The organism is candidate division TA06 bacterium, assembly GCA_016208585.1.
In the GTDB taxonomy this organism is placed as follows: domain Bacteria; phylum Edwardsbacteria; class AC1; order AC1; family EtOH8; genus UBA5202.
Genome location: JACQXR010000092.1, coordinates 1 through 14,338 on the forward strand (window position 1 = coordinate 1; position 14,338 = coordinate 14,338).

A 14,338-nucleotide genomic window follows, 5' to 3' on the forward strand; every position below is an offset into this window, starting at 1 on the left:
ACTGCCGGTCAACACCCGCAACATCCTGTTCATCTGCGGCGGCACCTTTGACGGGCTGGACAAGATCATCAACGCCAGGATCGGCACCAAGACCCTGGGTTTTGGGGCCGATGTCCGGGAACGAAGCCGGCTTCAGCCTAACGAACTTTTGGCCAAGGTCCAGCCCGACGACCTGCTGAAATACGGGCTGATCCCCGAGTTGATTGGGCGGCTGCCGGTGATCTGCTCGCTGGAGCCTTTGGACAAATCCGCCATGATGGAGATTCTGACCCGGCCCAAGAACGCTTTGGTAAAACAGTATCAAACATACTTCGGGATGGAAGGGGTGGAGCTGGAATTTTTGCCTCTGGCGCTGGAGGCCATCTCGGAGGATGCCCTAAAGCGGGGCACCGGGGCCCGGGGCTTGCGGGCGGCGCTGGAGGAGGCCATGCTGGATATCATGTACCACCTGCCTTCCAGCCAGGGCATTATCAAATGCACCATCGGGCGCGAGGTCATAGTCAACCGGCAGGAGCCGGAGTATGTTCGCAAGGAGCAGGACGCGGCCTGACTGGGGACAAATAACAGGGAACAATTAACAAGGAACATTGCACCCAAACCACCAAAAGCATTTTCTTTAAAAGGAGTTCAGTCGTGAAAAAGTTAATACCAGCCTTTCTGATAATATTTTGTGCGGGGCTTTCTTTTGGGCAGAACAAAAACGCAAAAATATCAGTTGGTCTCATGGATTTGCGGGCCTCGGGGGTTTCTACCAAGGATGCAAAATTTTTGACGGAAAGGTTTGTAATCGAATTGCAGAACACCGGCAGATTTGCCGTGATGGAGCGGGACCAAAGGGATGAAATCCTAAAGGAACAGGGTTTCCAGCAAACCGGGGCCTGCGATCAGACATCATGCCTGGTGGAGGCAGGCAGGTTGTTGCCCATACAAAAGATGATAGGCGGAAGCGTGGGCAAGATAGGCAATACGTTTTCAATCCAAATAAGAATGGTTGATTTGAAAACTGGCGAAGTTGAAAAAACAACAGCCAAGGACTATACCCAGCAGATAGATTATCTTCTTACCACCGGGATGAAGGAGGTAGCCATAGATTTGGCGCAATCGTATGCCAAAAGTGCTGAACAAAATAATGAGGAAACTCTTACTGCCATAAAACAACGGCAGGCGGAGGAGCAACGAAGGAAGGAACGTGAGAAGGCGGTAAGCGATAGCCTTGAATTAGCCAGACAACAAGAAGAAAAAAGGCGGCGCGAATTGGAAATATCACAACAACAGCATTATTTGGATAGTCTATCGCACCAAAAAAATAAAGTAGCAAGAAAATTTTATATTTCCGAAAATATAAAATTCGAAAGCGTTTTTAAAATTGTTAAAGGCATCGAAAACCATTATAGTGAAAACAATCCGCTAGCAAACGCCGATTTCGGTTTTGTTCTATCCAATAAAAAAATACCGCTTGGTCTTTACGGTGGCATGGCAAGAAGTGGTGTTGGTGATTGGGTAATGGTAACATCGGTTTATTCCATCGGGGGTGTCGTAAAATTTCCCAAAGCCCTGTTTGTAAAAGCTGCATTTAGAATAGGCGTAAGCCCTGTAAACACTTTTATAGATTCCACGGGAAGTTCCAGCGCTGGATCTTATGGGTACTATTTGCAAATGTGGCTTTATAATAAAAATTATGGTATAGATATAAATTACCGGAGGGATATGTCTTCTGATTCTATGTCCTATTATCTGCCAGAATATAGAGGGCAAATTGAAATAAAACCATTTATTGTAATAAAAGAAAAAGTACAATTAAAAATAGGCTATGCTTATGAGGTTTATGGCAGCACCGGTTGGAATTCGAATGCGAAAGGAAGCGGATACATAGTTGAAATTGAAGCAAGGCCAATTAAAGAAATAGGGCTAATAGCGGGAATAGATTTTAGAAAGTATAAAGGGACATATAATTTTTATGGTTTTACGTATACTGGTAATAACTTATACAACAATATTTATTTTGGTTTAGGTTTAAATTTTTAAATGCAACAAAACATCTGCCCCCCGAAAATCACGATGAGCAGTAACAAATTTTGGAAGAACGGATGACCCGCGAAGAAGAAATAAAAGCAATGACCAAACAGGCCCTGGCCAGATTCTCCGGAAGTCTGCAGGACCATCAGGTCATTTTGTTCGGCTCCCGGGCCGGCGGGCCGGCCCGTCCCGCTTCCGATTTTGACATCGGGATAAAAGGAGAAAAGCCTTTAGCTGCCAAAACCCTTTATAAAATTGAGCTGGTCGATCTTAGCCGGGTGTCCCCCTCTTTTCTTGAAACGGCCAACAGTAAAGCGGAGGTGCTGCTGTGAATAAATTCAAACTGGTATTTGAAGATTATAAAAAAGCGGTGGCTCAGTTGCAGCAGGCTCTGTCCAGAAAATCTGACGACGAATTGCTGCAGGCCGGCTGCCTGAAATATTTTGAGTTTTGCTTCGAGCTGGCCTGGAAGTCAATCAAGGAGGCCGCCGCCGAGGAGGGGTTGCCGGAGTGCTTTTCGCCCAAGGCCTGTTTAAAACAGGCTTTTGCCCTGGGATGGATAACCGACGAAAAGGCCTGGCTTTCCATGCTGGAGGCGAGGAACCTGATGTCTCATACTTATCAAGCCGAGCAAGCCTTGCAGGTCTATAAAAAACTGTCTCTGTATCTGGATGAATTGAAAGCCCTGCAAAAAGCATTGAGCAAGCTAAACGAATGATAGGGATTTGAGTTTTGGAATTTGTGCGGTTATTAGTAAACAGTGAACAACGGACAGTAAACGGCAAACGCTTAAGCTTGCATTAACAGAGCGTGAAGTGAAACAGAACATCTGCATCGTGGGCGCCCAATGGGGCGATGAAGGCAAGGGCAAGATAGTGGACCTGCTGGCCCAGAAGGCCGATATAGTGGCCCGCTACCAGGGCGGGGCTAACGCCGGCCACACCGTCAAGGTCAACAAAAAAGAGTTCGTGCTGCACCTGATACCCTCTGGGATCGTTCATCCCGGCAAGCTGTGCCTGATCGGCAGCGGGGTGGTGATAGACCCCCAAAGCCTGCTGGAAGAAATGGAGTACCTGAAAAAGCGGGGCATCAGCGTCAAGGGGCGGCTGCTGATCAGCGGCGGGGCCCACCTGACCATGCCCTATCACAAGCTGATAGACAGCGCCCGGGAATCCAGGGCCGGCGGGGCCATCGGCACCACCCACCGGGGCATCGGCCCCACCTACGCCGACAAGGCTTACCGCAGCGGCCTGAAGATGATCGACCTGCTTAACCCGGAACTGTTCGCCCGGAACCTGAAGCGCAACCTGGAGGAGAAAAATTTCATCCTCCAAAAATATTACGGACTCAAAAAGACCGATTATCCCCAGCTGCTGGCCCGGTACCGGGCCTATGCCAGGATATTAAAGCCATATATAACGGACGTCTCCGGCCTTTTAAACCGGAAAATATCCCAAGGCCAGAAGGTGTTGTTCGAAGGCGCCCAGGGCACCTTCCTGGACGTGGACTTCGGCACGTATCCTTTTGTCACTTCGTCCTCCACCATCGCCGGCGGGGCCTGCACCGGGTTGGGGATCGGCCCGGATAAGGTGGGCCGGGTGATCATCGTGGCCAAGGCCTATACCACCAGGGTGGGCCACGGACCCTTTCCCACCGAGTTCAATGAAAAGATGTCCGGTTTCCTGCGGGCCAAGGCCGGCGACGAAGTGGGCCGGACCACCGGACGGCCCCGGCGCTGCGGCTGGTTAGATGCGGTGATGCTGAAACGGGCGGCGCAACTGAATGGGGCCGGCGAACTGGCCCTGACCAAATTAGACATACTGGACGGTTTCAAGGAAATAAAGATTGCCGCGGCCTACAGCTTTAAAGGCAAAAAAATATCCGGCTATCCCCAAAGCAGCGCCGAGCTGGCCGGGTGCCGGCCTCAATATCTGACCCTGCCAGGCTGGGACAAGCCCACCGCCGGTCTCCGAAGCTACAGCGATCTTCCAACCAACGCCAAAAAATACATCGGCGCCATCGAGAAGCTGGCCGGGGCCAAAGCCAGCATCATTTCGGTGGGCTCGGAACGGCAGGCCACCATACTTCGGGGTAAGTTTTAAATATCTTTCCGATCTGCCGGGGAACGTTATCCGCAGATTTCACAGATTTTCGCAGATTTATCCAGGCCCATTAAAAGCATAATGAAAAAATTTGTCTAATCTGTTAATCTGCGGATAGTAAATCAAACCAAACCAACTGTTTTTTTGCTTGACCAGAGCCTTGTTTTTATAGTAAAATTAATAGTTTGCGATAAAGCGCAACAAAATGGGCCAGTAGCTCAGTCGGTAGAGCACCGCCCTTTTAAGGCGGGAGTCATGAGTTCGAATCTCATCTGGCTCACCAGGAAACATAACCATAAAATTGGGAGGGCATCTATTATGGCTCCGACCGATGTTTTGAAGAAGGTGTGTCTTTTCAAGTATCTATCGTTCACCGAGCTGGAGGCCCTGCAGGACCGGCTGGAAAAAAGGGCGGCGCCCAAGGGCGAAAAGATATTCAACGAGGGCAGCCAGGGCAACGAGATGTATTTGATCACCAAAGGCGAGGTGGAGATCTCCATCTCCCGCAACGAGTCCAAGCTGGTTTTGGCCGAACTGCAGGAAAGCTCGTTCTTCGGCGAGATGTCCATTATCACCGACAAGCCCCGCACCGCCACCGCCGTGGCCCTGGTGGATTCCGACATTTATGTTTTGACCAAGGAGGAATTTCAGCGGCTGCTGGTGAAGGAGCCCCTACTTTCGGCCCGGATACTGCTGGCCATCGCCGAGATTCTGTGCGACCGCATCCAGTCCACCAACGAGAACCTGGAAACCTATTTCCTGATCAACCGGGCTATTGTGGACAACGAGCAGTTCCGCCGGCTGTATATCCAAAGCCATTTAAAGGCCTGATTTTCTCCGGACGCTTATTAACGTTTACCCCGTTTACCCCGCTGTAGCGGTGGCCAACCTGCCCGCGGGCTGTAGCCTGCCTTCGCCGAAGCGGATGTTCGGGGCTCCACGCCTGTGCGCTGAAGCGCTTCGGCGCGCAAGCGCGCAGGCAGGCCCTTCGGCGGGCGTAGGCCTGTCCGCCGCAGCCTTGGCGTAGGTGGGAGCTTTAGCGCAGGGGGAAGGCGGCGGCAGATTTTGAAGGATCAGCTCGGATCATCAGATCACTGGTCCCCAAAATCAATTCCCAATAATCAAGTTCTGTCCCCATCGACTAGCGGTTTAGGTCACCACCCTTTCACGGTGGCGGCACGGGTTCGAATCCCGTTGGGGACGCCATTTGGTGTGTTTGGCAAGCAGCAGTTCACTTCGGTAAACTCAGTGCAACACTTCGGTAGCAAAACAAAAATTATTCTCAGTACAGGCTTACTCATGGCAGGCCCATTTTTTGTTTGATGCCTAACCCGTGCCAAAACCATATAAAAATATTGCATTTTTTTAAAAAAACCCTTGACAAACCAGGGTATAAATTGGTAATATTATAAGAATGTAAAAATCCTTTATATACCTTTTGCATAGCCATACCTTTATTAATACAAAATCAAATGCGAACGTAGGAGGTGATAAGCCCTTAAATATTCGCAAAAGGGGTTTTTATTTAAAGCCAGCAATCAACTAAAAAAGGCGGCTGAAACAACGCCTTGAAGAAACCTAAAAAACAAAAACAAACAAATTAACTAAAACAGGAGGAAAACCCAAATGAAGCGAATCTTCGCAGTCTTCGCAACGTTAGCCTTGATGGCCGGAATGGCCATGGCCCAGCCGTCAATGTACGGCAGCTACGGGCTGGTCCGTACTATTTCCCCGGAAAATGCCGGCGCCATGAATTTCGGCATCGGCGTCCACGGTTTCTTGTCCATGAAGGAAGTGGAGACCACTACATCCTGGAGGAACATTGAACTGTATCCCAAGGGATACTTTGCCGTCAGCGATATGCTGGAGTTCTCGCTATCCCCGGCTTACCGGATGTTTCAGACAACCATCAGCGACAGCTCGGTGTCGGATAACGGCTCGCTGGACACCCGGATCGGCCTGAAGGCCTCGTTCAAGCTGGGCGAAAGCTTTGACCTGGGAACTTATTTGGGCTATGATTACAGGTATAGCAAAAAATTCAGCGGAAAATATGCCTGGGTCGATAATGCCTGGAAGTTAAAATCTACGGATACTTTATATTCTCCCATTGGCACGTTTCATTTCCTTTTGATCCCCGGGTTCCAGGCCGACAAGTTCAAGGCTCATCTTAACGTCGGCGTGGCCTATGATTTGGATAAAGTACATGGCACAGGAGCTGATTCATTAACTGCCGTGGCAGTTTATCCCCAAAAGACCATTCCGTTCGGCTTGGGCCTGTCCTACGATGCCGGCATGATGACACCCTTCCTGGAAGTTACCGGCAGCCATGTGATGGATGACACCAAATACGGTAAAATAACCGGGTACGATACCCTGACCTCTACGCCGATCTACGGCGAGACCGTAACCCGCGGCCTGATGAACAACCCCCTGTGGGTGACCGCCGGTGCCCGCTTCGCCTTCGGCGATGTCAAGCTGGACGTCGGCGGCGAGTATAATTTGCAGACCAAGGACTCCACTTTGCCGGATTTGGACCGCGAGCTTGACTGGCAGGTATTCCTGGGCCTGGCCTATGCCCCGACCAAGGCCGCCGGTCCCAAGGTTCCCCCGACCGCCCTCCTTACCGGCAAGGTCACCGATGCCAAGGGCAAGGGCCTGGCTGCCACAGTTACCGCCGGCGGCTTAACCGCCAACACCGACCCGGCCACCGGCGACTACACTCTGGCCGGCCTGCCGATCACCAAGGCCCCGATAGAGATCAAGACCGACGCCAAGCTGTACATTGCCAAGAGCGGCTCGGTGATCCTGACCAAGAAGAACAAGAAGACCCCGGCCGTCCAGGATTTCGCCTTAGAGCTTAAGCCCATCCCGATGGGCGCCGCCAAGGGCCTGGTCAAGGACGCCGTCACCCTCGCCCCGGTTGAGGCCAGCATAGCCTTTGCCGGACCCAAGGCCGAGACCGCCAAGGTCGTAGCCGGAGCCTACAATGTCAACCTGCAGGTCGGCAACTATGCCGCCACCGTCACTGCGGTCGGCTATTTTGACAAAACGGCCACCATCGCCATCGCCGAGAAAGGCGCCGCCCTGAATGACTTCACCATGCTGAAGAAGGGCGCCGTGCTTCCGGTGGAGGTCGTCTGGACCGCTGCCAACAAGGCCATGATCAAGACCGTCAACGTCGAAGCCCTGGTTAAGATGCTTCAGGACAATCCCAAAGCCAAGGTTGTCATCACCGCCTATGTTGACAGGGTCGGCGGCAAGAAGATGAACCAGAAGCTGGCCACTGCCCGGGCCGATGCCATCCGGGCCGAGCTGGTCAAAGCCGCCATCGACGTCGCCCGCATCACCACCGTTGGCCAGCTGCCCGTGGTCGCCAGCAAGACCAATGCTCTGAGAGCTGCCAACACCAAGGTTGAAGTTTCCTTCGTAGAATAAACAGGCTTAATAACCGGAGCTTATCGCAAGTAAAAAAGCCCCCCGCCTAAGGCGGGGGGCTTTTTGCTTTATGACGGGTAACGGTCACTGCGAGAGGGGCCGGATGGTGGTAGACGAAGCAGTCCATGTGTTTTGTTTTTTAGTCAGATTACTTCACTTCGTTAGCCATTCAAGATGTCATACTCAGTGCAGGCTCTTGCTGGGGTGTCTGGCTCGTAATGACGTGATCAGTTTCCCTTGAACCGGCGCTGCTTCTTGGCCTGCTGCCACAGGGCTTCCAAGCCTTCCAAACTGCTCTGCTTGAAAGTTTTTCCGGTCTTGGCCAGCTGCTGCTCGATGTATTTGAACCGCCGAGTAAATTTCTCCGAGGTCTGTCTTAAGGCATCCTCGGGGTCGATCTTTAAAAACCGGGACAGGTTGACCAAGGTAAAAAGGATGTCGCCCAGCTCGTCCTGGATTTCCTTCTTGTTGCCCTTGTTGTAGGCCCGGGAGAATTCTCCCAGTTCCTCCTCCAGTTTGGCAAACGCGCCGTCGATGCGCTCCCAGTCAAAACCCAGCCGGGCGGCCTTGTCCTGGATCCGGTGCGCTTTAAGCAGGGCCGGCAAGCGGCGGGGGATGCCGTCCAGGGCCGAGCGCCGGACGTTTTTCTTTTCCTGATACTTTATCTCCTCCCAGTTCATCAACACTTCCTTGGCGTCTCTGGCATGGGTCTGGCCGAAAACATGGGGGTGGCGACGCTTCATCTTTTCCGCGTGGCCTAAGACCACCTGGTCAATGTCAAAGCGTTGTTCCTCGGCCGCCATCTGGGAATGGAAGATTATCTGGCCCAAAAGGTCGCCCAGCTCCTCCTTCATTTTCTCCGGATCGTTCTCGTCTATGGCCTCGATCACCTCGTAGGCTTCTTCGATCAAATAGGGCTTGAGGCTTTTATGGCTTTGCACCCGGTCCCAGGGACAGCCGCCCGGAGCCCTTAAGCGGGCGAAGATGTCAACCAGATCGTAGAACGGTTTGCCTTTAGACAGTTTGCCGTTGGGCCGTTTGCGGTTTGTTTTAGTTTTATTTTTGATCGGCATTGTTGGTTTGAAAATCTTTTAGTATGGTGTTCATGTTGTCTTTACCAAGATGGTCGCATTTATTGATGATCAAGGGAATGAGTTCTTTATATTTATCAACCATTGGATTGATTGTAAAACCAAAATTTTTATTTGTGGCAAAGTAGGCACCCTTTGCAGTTTTCATATTAATAAAACCCCGTTTCAATCTTATTCTACTTATATCTTGCCAAGGGATACCCCTTTTATCTTGCATAGAATAAAACTCTAGTCCTTCTGAGGTTACAAGTATCTGCCGAAATTTCTTGCTTCGCAAATCATATAAATTAAAAAACATTACAAATGACGGTATGAACATTATCAAACTCTGGCTGTAGTAAGCGAACAAAAGCACAAATGCAGTTAAACCCACCCAAATATTAAATTTACCCATGTTTATTCGATACAATATCCCAGTCTCAGGTGCTGGCAATGTGGTTTTTAATTGAAAAGATAACAGAATAAGTATTTGGGTTCCGATGAAGGGGCCACATAGAATTATTTGAAAAAGAAAAAAGGCACCCAATATTTTCGGATCATCAGTCTTCTCGAAAATAAAAGGAAAGAAATGAAATGCGAGAAAAGTTGTAAAACCGGCAATATTAAAATTTAACATCTGGATCGGTCTGGCAGTCTTGGTAAAATACAGTAATCCGGTAATCAAAATGATAACAAGAGGATAGATATAAGCAAGGCTTGCAATAACTCTGAAATATGGAGTGAAGAACGAAGTTAGGACGAAATAATCAACTATAGCGTATACAAGCGCAATAGCGATCGAAGCACCATAAATAATTTTCTCAAAACGAGGTGAAAAATGTTTATAGACTCCAGGTATCAGCAGAGATTCAATCTGGCTCACACCACCACCCTCGGCAGCAGTGGATTGATCCTTGTCACCACCTCATAATTTATAGTCCCGATCCACTGGGCCATTTGCTCGGCTGAAATCTTTTCGTTCTTCTGCTTTCCCAAAAGCACCACCTCGTCCTCAGGTCTAACTCCGGGAATATCAGTGATATCTGCCATGCACAGGTTCATGCAGACCCGGCCCCGGATGGGCGCCCGTTTCCCTTTTATCAGCACATAGGCGGTGTTGGAAAGTTTTCGGTCGTAGCCGTCGTAATAGCCCACCGGCAGCACCGCGATCTTAGTCCGGCGGCTGACCCTGAAAGTGCAGCCATAGCCGATATAGGAGCCGGCCGGCACCATTTTCACCTGGGCCACCCGGGTCTTCCAGGACATGACCGGCTCCAGCCTGAATTCAGACCCCTGCTCCTTCAGCGAGACCATGGTCTCCCTGGAAGGCCACAGCCCGTAAAGCCCGATGCCGATCCGGGCCAGTTGCAGCCTGGTCTGGGGAAAGACCAGCGAGGCTGCGGTGCAGGCGATATGGTTCACATTTGCCTTGAAACCTTTTTTCTCCAGTTCATTCAGCATCTTCTGGTAACGCTGGAGCTGCTTGCCGGCGAAGCTTCTATCGGTGGTGTCCTCGATGTTGGCGAAGTGGGTGGAGTAGCCCTCCAGCGCCAGATTCTTTGACCCCTTGATCATTTTGGCCAGATGCAGCGCGCCTTTCAGATCAACCCCCTGGCGGTGGGTGCCGGTCTCTAATTTGATGTGGAGGAATATTTTCTTTTTGGTTTTCAACGATCTCAATTTTGCCAGGATTTCCCGGTTATAGACCGTCAGCCGCAGATCGTGAAGAACCGCGTCAGATAGTCTTGCCAAAGGAACGTAACCCAGCACCAGCACCGGGAGTTTTATTCCCTGGCGGCGCAATTTCAGGCCTTCGTCCGCCGAATTCACCGCCAGCCAGTCGGCCAGCCCGGAGCACTGAATGATCCGAGCCGCTTCCAGAGTCCCGTGGCCGTAGGCGTTGGATTTGACCACCGGGCACAGCTTTGTCCCTTGCCCCAGCAGGCTGCGGAAGGTTTTAAGATTTTTAAGCAGGGCTTTTTTGTCAAGCTCCACCCAGATCAGGCGATGACTGTTCGCTGTTTTTTGCATTTTGTAAGGGTTGTTACTAATCAGAGTATTTGATTGATTTTATAAGGAAGCCAGCCTGCACGCCGTACCCCGCCGGATACTGAGCATAGCCGAAGTGTGGCGGGGGTAGGAGTGGAATCGCATGAATAAATGTTTTCGCTGTTTAGAGCTTATCCTCAAATAACAATTTGGGCATAAACGGCTGCAAAACCGCCATACTGCCTCACGCTCATTCACCGTATCGCTGTGGATACGCTTCACTCGCGTTCCTTGTCTGGCATGGTTCGACAGGCTCACCACATGCCTTTTCGCTCGTTTATGCTGACCCAAAGCTCATTAGGATAAACTTTGTCGCTCCCGGACAGAAAGTGGGTTCACTCCAAGGGAAAGTGGATGCGATTTGGGTCTCCTCCTACGCTCCGCTTCCACCTGCGCTCTCGCTTCGGCGGATAATGGGCGGACAGGCGGGAGTAATAGGGCATCTGGAAATCGGCGACGACGTAATTTGCCTGGCCCAGTCCAGAGTGACCAAGTCCACGCCCTCCAAGACCATGCTCTACGGCAACCCGGCCCGGCCCCACATGAAGGTCAAGCGGATCGACGCCGCAGTTGATATGCTGCCGGAGAAATTGAAGGTGATAAGCGATTTAGAAAAAAGGGTGGCCGAGCTGGAGGAGAAGCTGGGGATCAATCACGGGGAGAAATGAAACTTTGTTTTTTCGGATACAGTCCATCTACACCGGTCCCTTTTTCTTCTTGAACACCGCTATCCAGGGGCTGCCGAAATGCTTTTGCTCTTCTGTCGTCGGTCGGCGATATCCCTTGAATTTACCTTCACTGTAACGGATGAAAGGCCTCAGAAGCGAATGGGTTTTTCGGGAGTAAAGGTCAAGGCGATTGGAGAAGTAGGTGGTTACGGTATATCTCCGCTTCTGGCCAAATTGCCCGAACCGTCCGGCCAACCTCCGCCAGTCTCCCGGAAAGATACGCCTAAAAGCTCCAATAAAATCGAGTACTGTGAACGAGCTTTGAGGTATCTGCAGGATGGTTGCCTCGATCTTGCCCTCAGGCAATAGAGTTTGCATTGCTTTTATCCTCTACTCCGGGTTGTTCAGCGAGCCTTTGTCTAACTGCTCAAAATTGTAATCCTTGCCCTGCAGGTTCAGGTCCTGCATCTTGTGGATGTTGCACATCTGGGTGGGAATGTTGGCCGTGATAAAAACCTCGGGCCGGACCTTGGGACAGGCCGGAGTGGCCAGCAGCCCGGACTCGGTGCAGACGGTGGCGTTGCTGATTCCCGCCGGAACCGGGAAATCGGCCCCGGATGATTTGGCGGTGGCCAGCTTCATGAACTCGGTCCAGACCGGCAGGGCAATGCCGGCCCCGGTGGCCCCTTCATAGATCATAATCTTCTGGTCAAAGCCGACCCAGACGCCGCAGACCAGGTCCGGAGTGTAGCCGATGAACCAGGTGTCGGTGTAATCGTTGGTGGTGCCGGTCTTGCCCGCGGCCGGCTTGGCGAATCCGGACAGCCTGGCCGAGTAGGCGGTGCCGCCGTCCAGCACGGTCTTCATCATGTGGGCCATGATGTAGGCGGTCTGGGGCGAAAGCACTTCCTCGGCGTAGGGCTTGTTCTCTTCCAGCACCGCGCCGGCCCGGTCGGTGATTTTCAATATCAGCACCGGCTCCACCCGCACGCCCCGGTTAGCGAAGACCCCGTAGGCGCTGACCATGTCGTAGAGGATGACGTCGGCCGAGCCCAGGGCTAAAGACAGCACCGCCGGCAGGGAGGTCTTGATGCCCATCTTGCGGGCATAGCTGATGACGTTGCTGGGGCCCACGCTTTGGATCAGCTTGACCGCGATCAAATTTTTGGAAAGGGCCAGGGCCTTGCGCAGCGAGATGGGGCCGTCGAATTTGCCGTCATAGTTGCCGGGGTACCAGGCGTTGCCCGAACCGTCGTCGTCCACCACGATCGGGGCGTCCACCATCACGTCGCCCGGGGAAAAACCGTTGTCCACGGCCGCGGTGTAGACGAAGGGCTTGAAGGCCGAGCCGGCCTGGCGCTTGGCCTGGACTGCCCGGTTGAACTTGCTGACCAAAAAATCCCGGCCGCCGATCAGGGCCAGCACCCGGCCATTGTGGGGATTGATGGCCATCAGGGCCGTCTGGATATAGGGGGTGTTGGTCACGCCCTCCTCGGTATTGGGGGGCTTGAATTCCTTGCGCTTGGGCTTGAATTTATAGGTCTCCTCTAACTTCTGCATCCAGGTTTCGGAGACTTGGTTGGCCATCCGCTGCACCTCCAGGTCCAGTGACGAATAGACCACCATCCTTCCCTGGTAGATGGCGTTAGCCCCGTATTTAGCCTCCAGGTACTTGCGGATCTCCTCCACAAAATAGGGGGCGTCGTTGAGCCGCAGTTCCTTGGGCTTCAGCTTCAGGCTTTCCCGGGAAGCGGCCTCGGCCTGGGGTCTTTTAATGACGTCGGTCTGGACCATGGCTTCCAACACCGTGGCCCGACGTTTGAGGGCGGATCCCGAGCGGTCATAGGGCGAATAAAGGGTGGGACCCTTGGGCAGTCCGGCCAGCAGGGCGGCCTCGGACAGGGTCAGGCTGTCCACATGCTTGCCGAAATACAGCTGGGCCGCGGTCTCGGCGCCGTAGGCTCCGTTGCCGTAGTAGATCTGGTTGAAATACAGCGCCAGGATCTCGTCCTTGGAAAAAAGCCGCTCGATCTTCAAGGCCAGAATGGCCTCGGCGATCTTGCGGGAGATGGTGCGATCCTGGGTCAAGAACAGATTGCGGGCCAGCTGCTGGGTGATGGTGGATGCTCCCCGCAGGCGTTTGGTGCGGCGCAGGGCAAAATCCTTCAACGCCGCGGCGCAGCCGAACAGGTCCACGCCCCAGTGCCTTCTGAAACTGCGGTCCTCGATGGCGATGGTGGCGTCCACTAATATTTTGGGGATCCGGGCCAGCGGTACCACTATCCGGTGCTCTTCGGCGAACTCGTAGATCAACTGCTGGTTGGCGTCGAAGACCTTGGTGCCCTGCTTGGGCTGGATGTCCTCCAATGCCTTGGTGGAGGGCAGGGTCCGGGAGTAGAAGACGAAGGCCCCGGCCCCCAACCCCAAAAAGAAAAAAAAGGCCAGCCCGGCCGCAAAGGCGAATTTAGCGGTATAGCGGACGAACTTGCCGGAGGTTTTACGGGCGTTGAAGAATTCTTTGGTCCTGAATAAAAATCCGGACATAGCGGTAAAAGGTTTTTGATTTTTGTCTTTGGTTGATATTTGGCTTATAACGTTAATTCTACCTTTAATTATTTTAATAGTCAAGGGCTTTGTTGCGTGAATAAGGGGTAATTTGGTATAATCTGGCCATGATTAACGAACTGAAAGGGGCCAGAAGTGTCCCAACGTTAGAATATATTTGAGTTGCAAATTAAGAACCCTGCGGCAGAGACCGCAGGGTATGCAATTAGAACATCCGTAATTGCTCTTCTTGCGTGTCTTCACCTTGTTGCTTTATGTATCTTTCCACCACGCTCCAGTCGCCCCGGACTCCGACTGTCGCTACATAATACCCGTCACTCCAGAACTCTCCGCCCCACAGCTCTTTTCTCAATTCCGGCAACGCCTGAAACAACTGCTTCGCTGTGATGCTCTTGTATAATCGCACAAATGCCCCGGGACCATACTTCGGATG

At 52.2% G+C, this 14,338-nt stretch carries 14 protein-coding genes and 2 tRNA genes; 10 read left to right on the forward strand and 6 right to left on the reverse strand.

What is annotated here, in order from left to right; translation table 11 throughout:
- From HY768_07065 to HY768_07105, 9 genes are all read left to right on the forward strand, one after another.
- Positions 1 to 550 (forward strand): AAA family ATPase (locus HY768_07065; protein ID MBI4726970.1); only part of this gene is annotated, 550 nt, incomplete at its 5' end.
- Between the two features lie 83 nt (positions 551 to 633).
- A complete protein-coding gene (locus tag HY768_07070) occupies positions 634 to 2,025 on the forward strand; it encodes a hypothetical protein (protein MBI4726971.1) in 1,392 nt (463 codons plus the stop codon).
- A 62-nt stretch (positions 2,026 to 2,087) separates the two neighbouring features.
- Entirely contained in the window at positions 2,088 to 2,348 is a 261-nt protein-coding gene (locus HY768_07075; protein MBI4726972.1) for a nucleotidyltransferase domain-containing protein, read from the forward strand.
- On the forward strand, positions 2,345 to 2,734 hold the full coding sequence (locus tag HY768_07080) for a nucleotidyltransferase substrate binding protein (GenBank protein ID MBI4726973.1): 390 nt from the start codon (positions 2,345 to 2,347) through the stop codon (positions 2,732 to 2,734). Before HY768_07075 ends, HY768_07080 begins: the two co-directional genes overlap by 4 nt.
- 109 nt (positions 2,735 to 2,843) lie before the next feature.
- Positions 2,844 to 4,118, forward strand: a complete 1,275-nt coding sequence (locus HY768_07085; GenBank protein ID MBI4726974.1) for an adenylosuccinate synthase — start codon at positions 2,844 to 2,846, stop codon at positions 4,116 to 4,118.
- Between the two features lie 207 nt (positions 4,119 to 4,325).
- Positions 4,326 to 4,401: transfer RNA gene (locus tag HY768_07090), tRNA-Lys, on the forward strand.
- A gap of 35 nt (positions 4,402 to 4,436) precedes the next feature.
- Positions 4,437 to 4,949, forward strand: a complete 513-nt coding sequence (locus tag HY768_07095) for a cyclic nucleotide-binding domain-containing protein (protein ID MBI4726975.1) — start codon at positions 4,437 to 4,439, stop codon at positions 4,947 to 4,949.
- Between the two features lie 299 nt (positions 4,950 to 5,248).
- A tRNA-Glu gene (locus tag HY768_07100) sits at positions 5,249 to 5,324 on the forward strand.
- A 420-nt stretch (positions 5,325 to 5,744) separates the two neighbouring features.
- Positions 5,745 to 7,553 carry an OmpA family protein gene (locus HY768_07105; protein MBI4726976.1) on the forward strand — a complete coding sequence of 603 codons (1,809 nt, stop codon included), beginning with the start codon at positions 5,745 to 5,747 and terminating at the stop codon, positions 7,551 to 7,553.
- Between the two features lie 227 nt (positions 7,554 to 7,780).
- Here the strand turns inward: HY768_07105 and mazG are convergent, their stop codons facing one another.
- Genes mazG through alr form a run of 3 tightly spaced genes read right to left on the reverse strand, consistent with a single transcriptional unit; the run spans position 7,781 to position 10,654 of the window.
- The gene (gene mazG / locus HY768_07110; GenBank protein ID MBI4726977.1) at positions 7,781 to 8,626 is read right to left on the reverse strand and encodes a nucleoside triphosphate pyrophosphohydrolase; all 846 of its coding nucleotides are present in this window, start codon (positions 8,624 to 8,626) and stop codon (positions 7,781 to 7,783) included.
- Positions 8,610 to 9,506: a hypothetical protein gene (locus HY768_07115; GenBank protein MBI4726978.1), complete on the reverse strand. Its 897-nt coding sequence runs from the start codon at positions 9,504 to 9,506 to the stop codon at positions 8,610 to 8,612. Before HY768_07115 ends, mazG begins: the two co-directional genes overlap by 17 nt.
- Positions 9,503 to 10,654, reverse strand: a complete 1,152-nt coding sequence (alr, locus tag HY768_07120) for an alanine racemase (GenBank protein MBI4726979.1) — start codon at positions 10,652 to 10,654, stop codon at positions 9,503 to 9,505. Before alr ends, HY768_07115 begins: the two co-directional genes overlap by 4 nt.
- A 347-nt stretch (positions 10,655 to 11,001) precedes the next feature.
- Here alr and HY768_07125 point away from each other — a divergent pair, with 347 nt between their 5' ends.
- Positions 11,002 to 11,340: a hypothetical protein gene (locus HY768_07125; GenBank protein MBI4726980.1), complete on the forward strand. Its 339-nt coding sequence runs from the start codon at positions 11,002 to 11,004 to the stop codon at positions 11,338 to 11,340.
- 27 nt (positions 11,341 to 11,367) lie between these two features.
- Here HY768_07125 and HY768_07130 read toward each other — a convergent pair whose 3' ends face one another.
- The 3 genes from HY768_07130 to tnpA all read right to left on the reverse strand — a co-directional run.
- A complete protein-coding gene (locus tag HY768_07130) occupies positions 11,368 to 11,718 on the reverse strand; it encodes a hypothetical protein (GenBank protein ID MBI4726981.1) in 351 nt (116 codons plus the stop codon).
- 12 nt (positions 11,719 to 11,730) lie between these two features.
- Complete coding sequence (locus HY768_07135; protein MBI4726982.1) at positions 11,731 to 13,884, reverse strand: PBP1A family penicillin-binding protein; 2,154 nt, start codon at positions 13,882 to 13,884, stop codon at positions 11,731 to 11,733.
- A 226-nt stretch (positions 13,885 to 14,110) separates the two neighbouring features.
- Positions 14,111 to 14,338 (reverse strand): IS200/IS605 family transposase (gene tnpA, locus HY768_07140; GenBank protein ID MBI4726983.1); only part of this gene is annotated, 228 nt, incomplete at its 5' end.

Excerpts from the sequence above, each read along its gene's own strand:
- HY768_07075 (MBI4726972.1), top strand. The coding sequence starts at position 2,088 with ATGACCCGCGAAGAAGAAATAAAAGCAATGACCAAACAGGCCCTGGCC.
- HY768_07095 (MBI4726975.1), top strand. The coding sequence starts at position 4,437 with ATGGCTCCGACCGATGTTTTGAAGAAGGTGTGTCTTTTCAAGTATCTA.
- HY768_07105 (MBI4726976.1), top strand. The coding sequence starts at position 5,745 with ATGAAGCGAATCTTCGCAGTCTTCGCAACGTTAGCCTTGATGGCCGGA.
- mazG (MBI4726977.1), bottom strand. The coding sequence starts at position 8,626 with ATGCCGATCAAAAATAAAACTAAAACAAACCGCAAACGGCCCAACGGC.
- alr (MBI4726979.1), bottom strand. The coding sequence starts at position 10,654 with ATGCAAAAAACAGCGAACAGTCATCGCCTGATCTGGGTGGAGCTTGAC.
- HY768_07130 (MBI4726981.1), bottom strand. The coding sequence starts at position 11,718 with ATGCAAACTCTATTGCCTGAGGGCAAGATCGAGGCAACCATCCTGCAG.
- HY768_07135 (MBI4726982.1), bottom strand. The coding sequence starts at position 13,884 with ATGTCCGGATTTTTATTCAGGACCAAAGAATTCTTCAACGCCCGTAAA.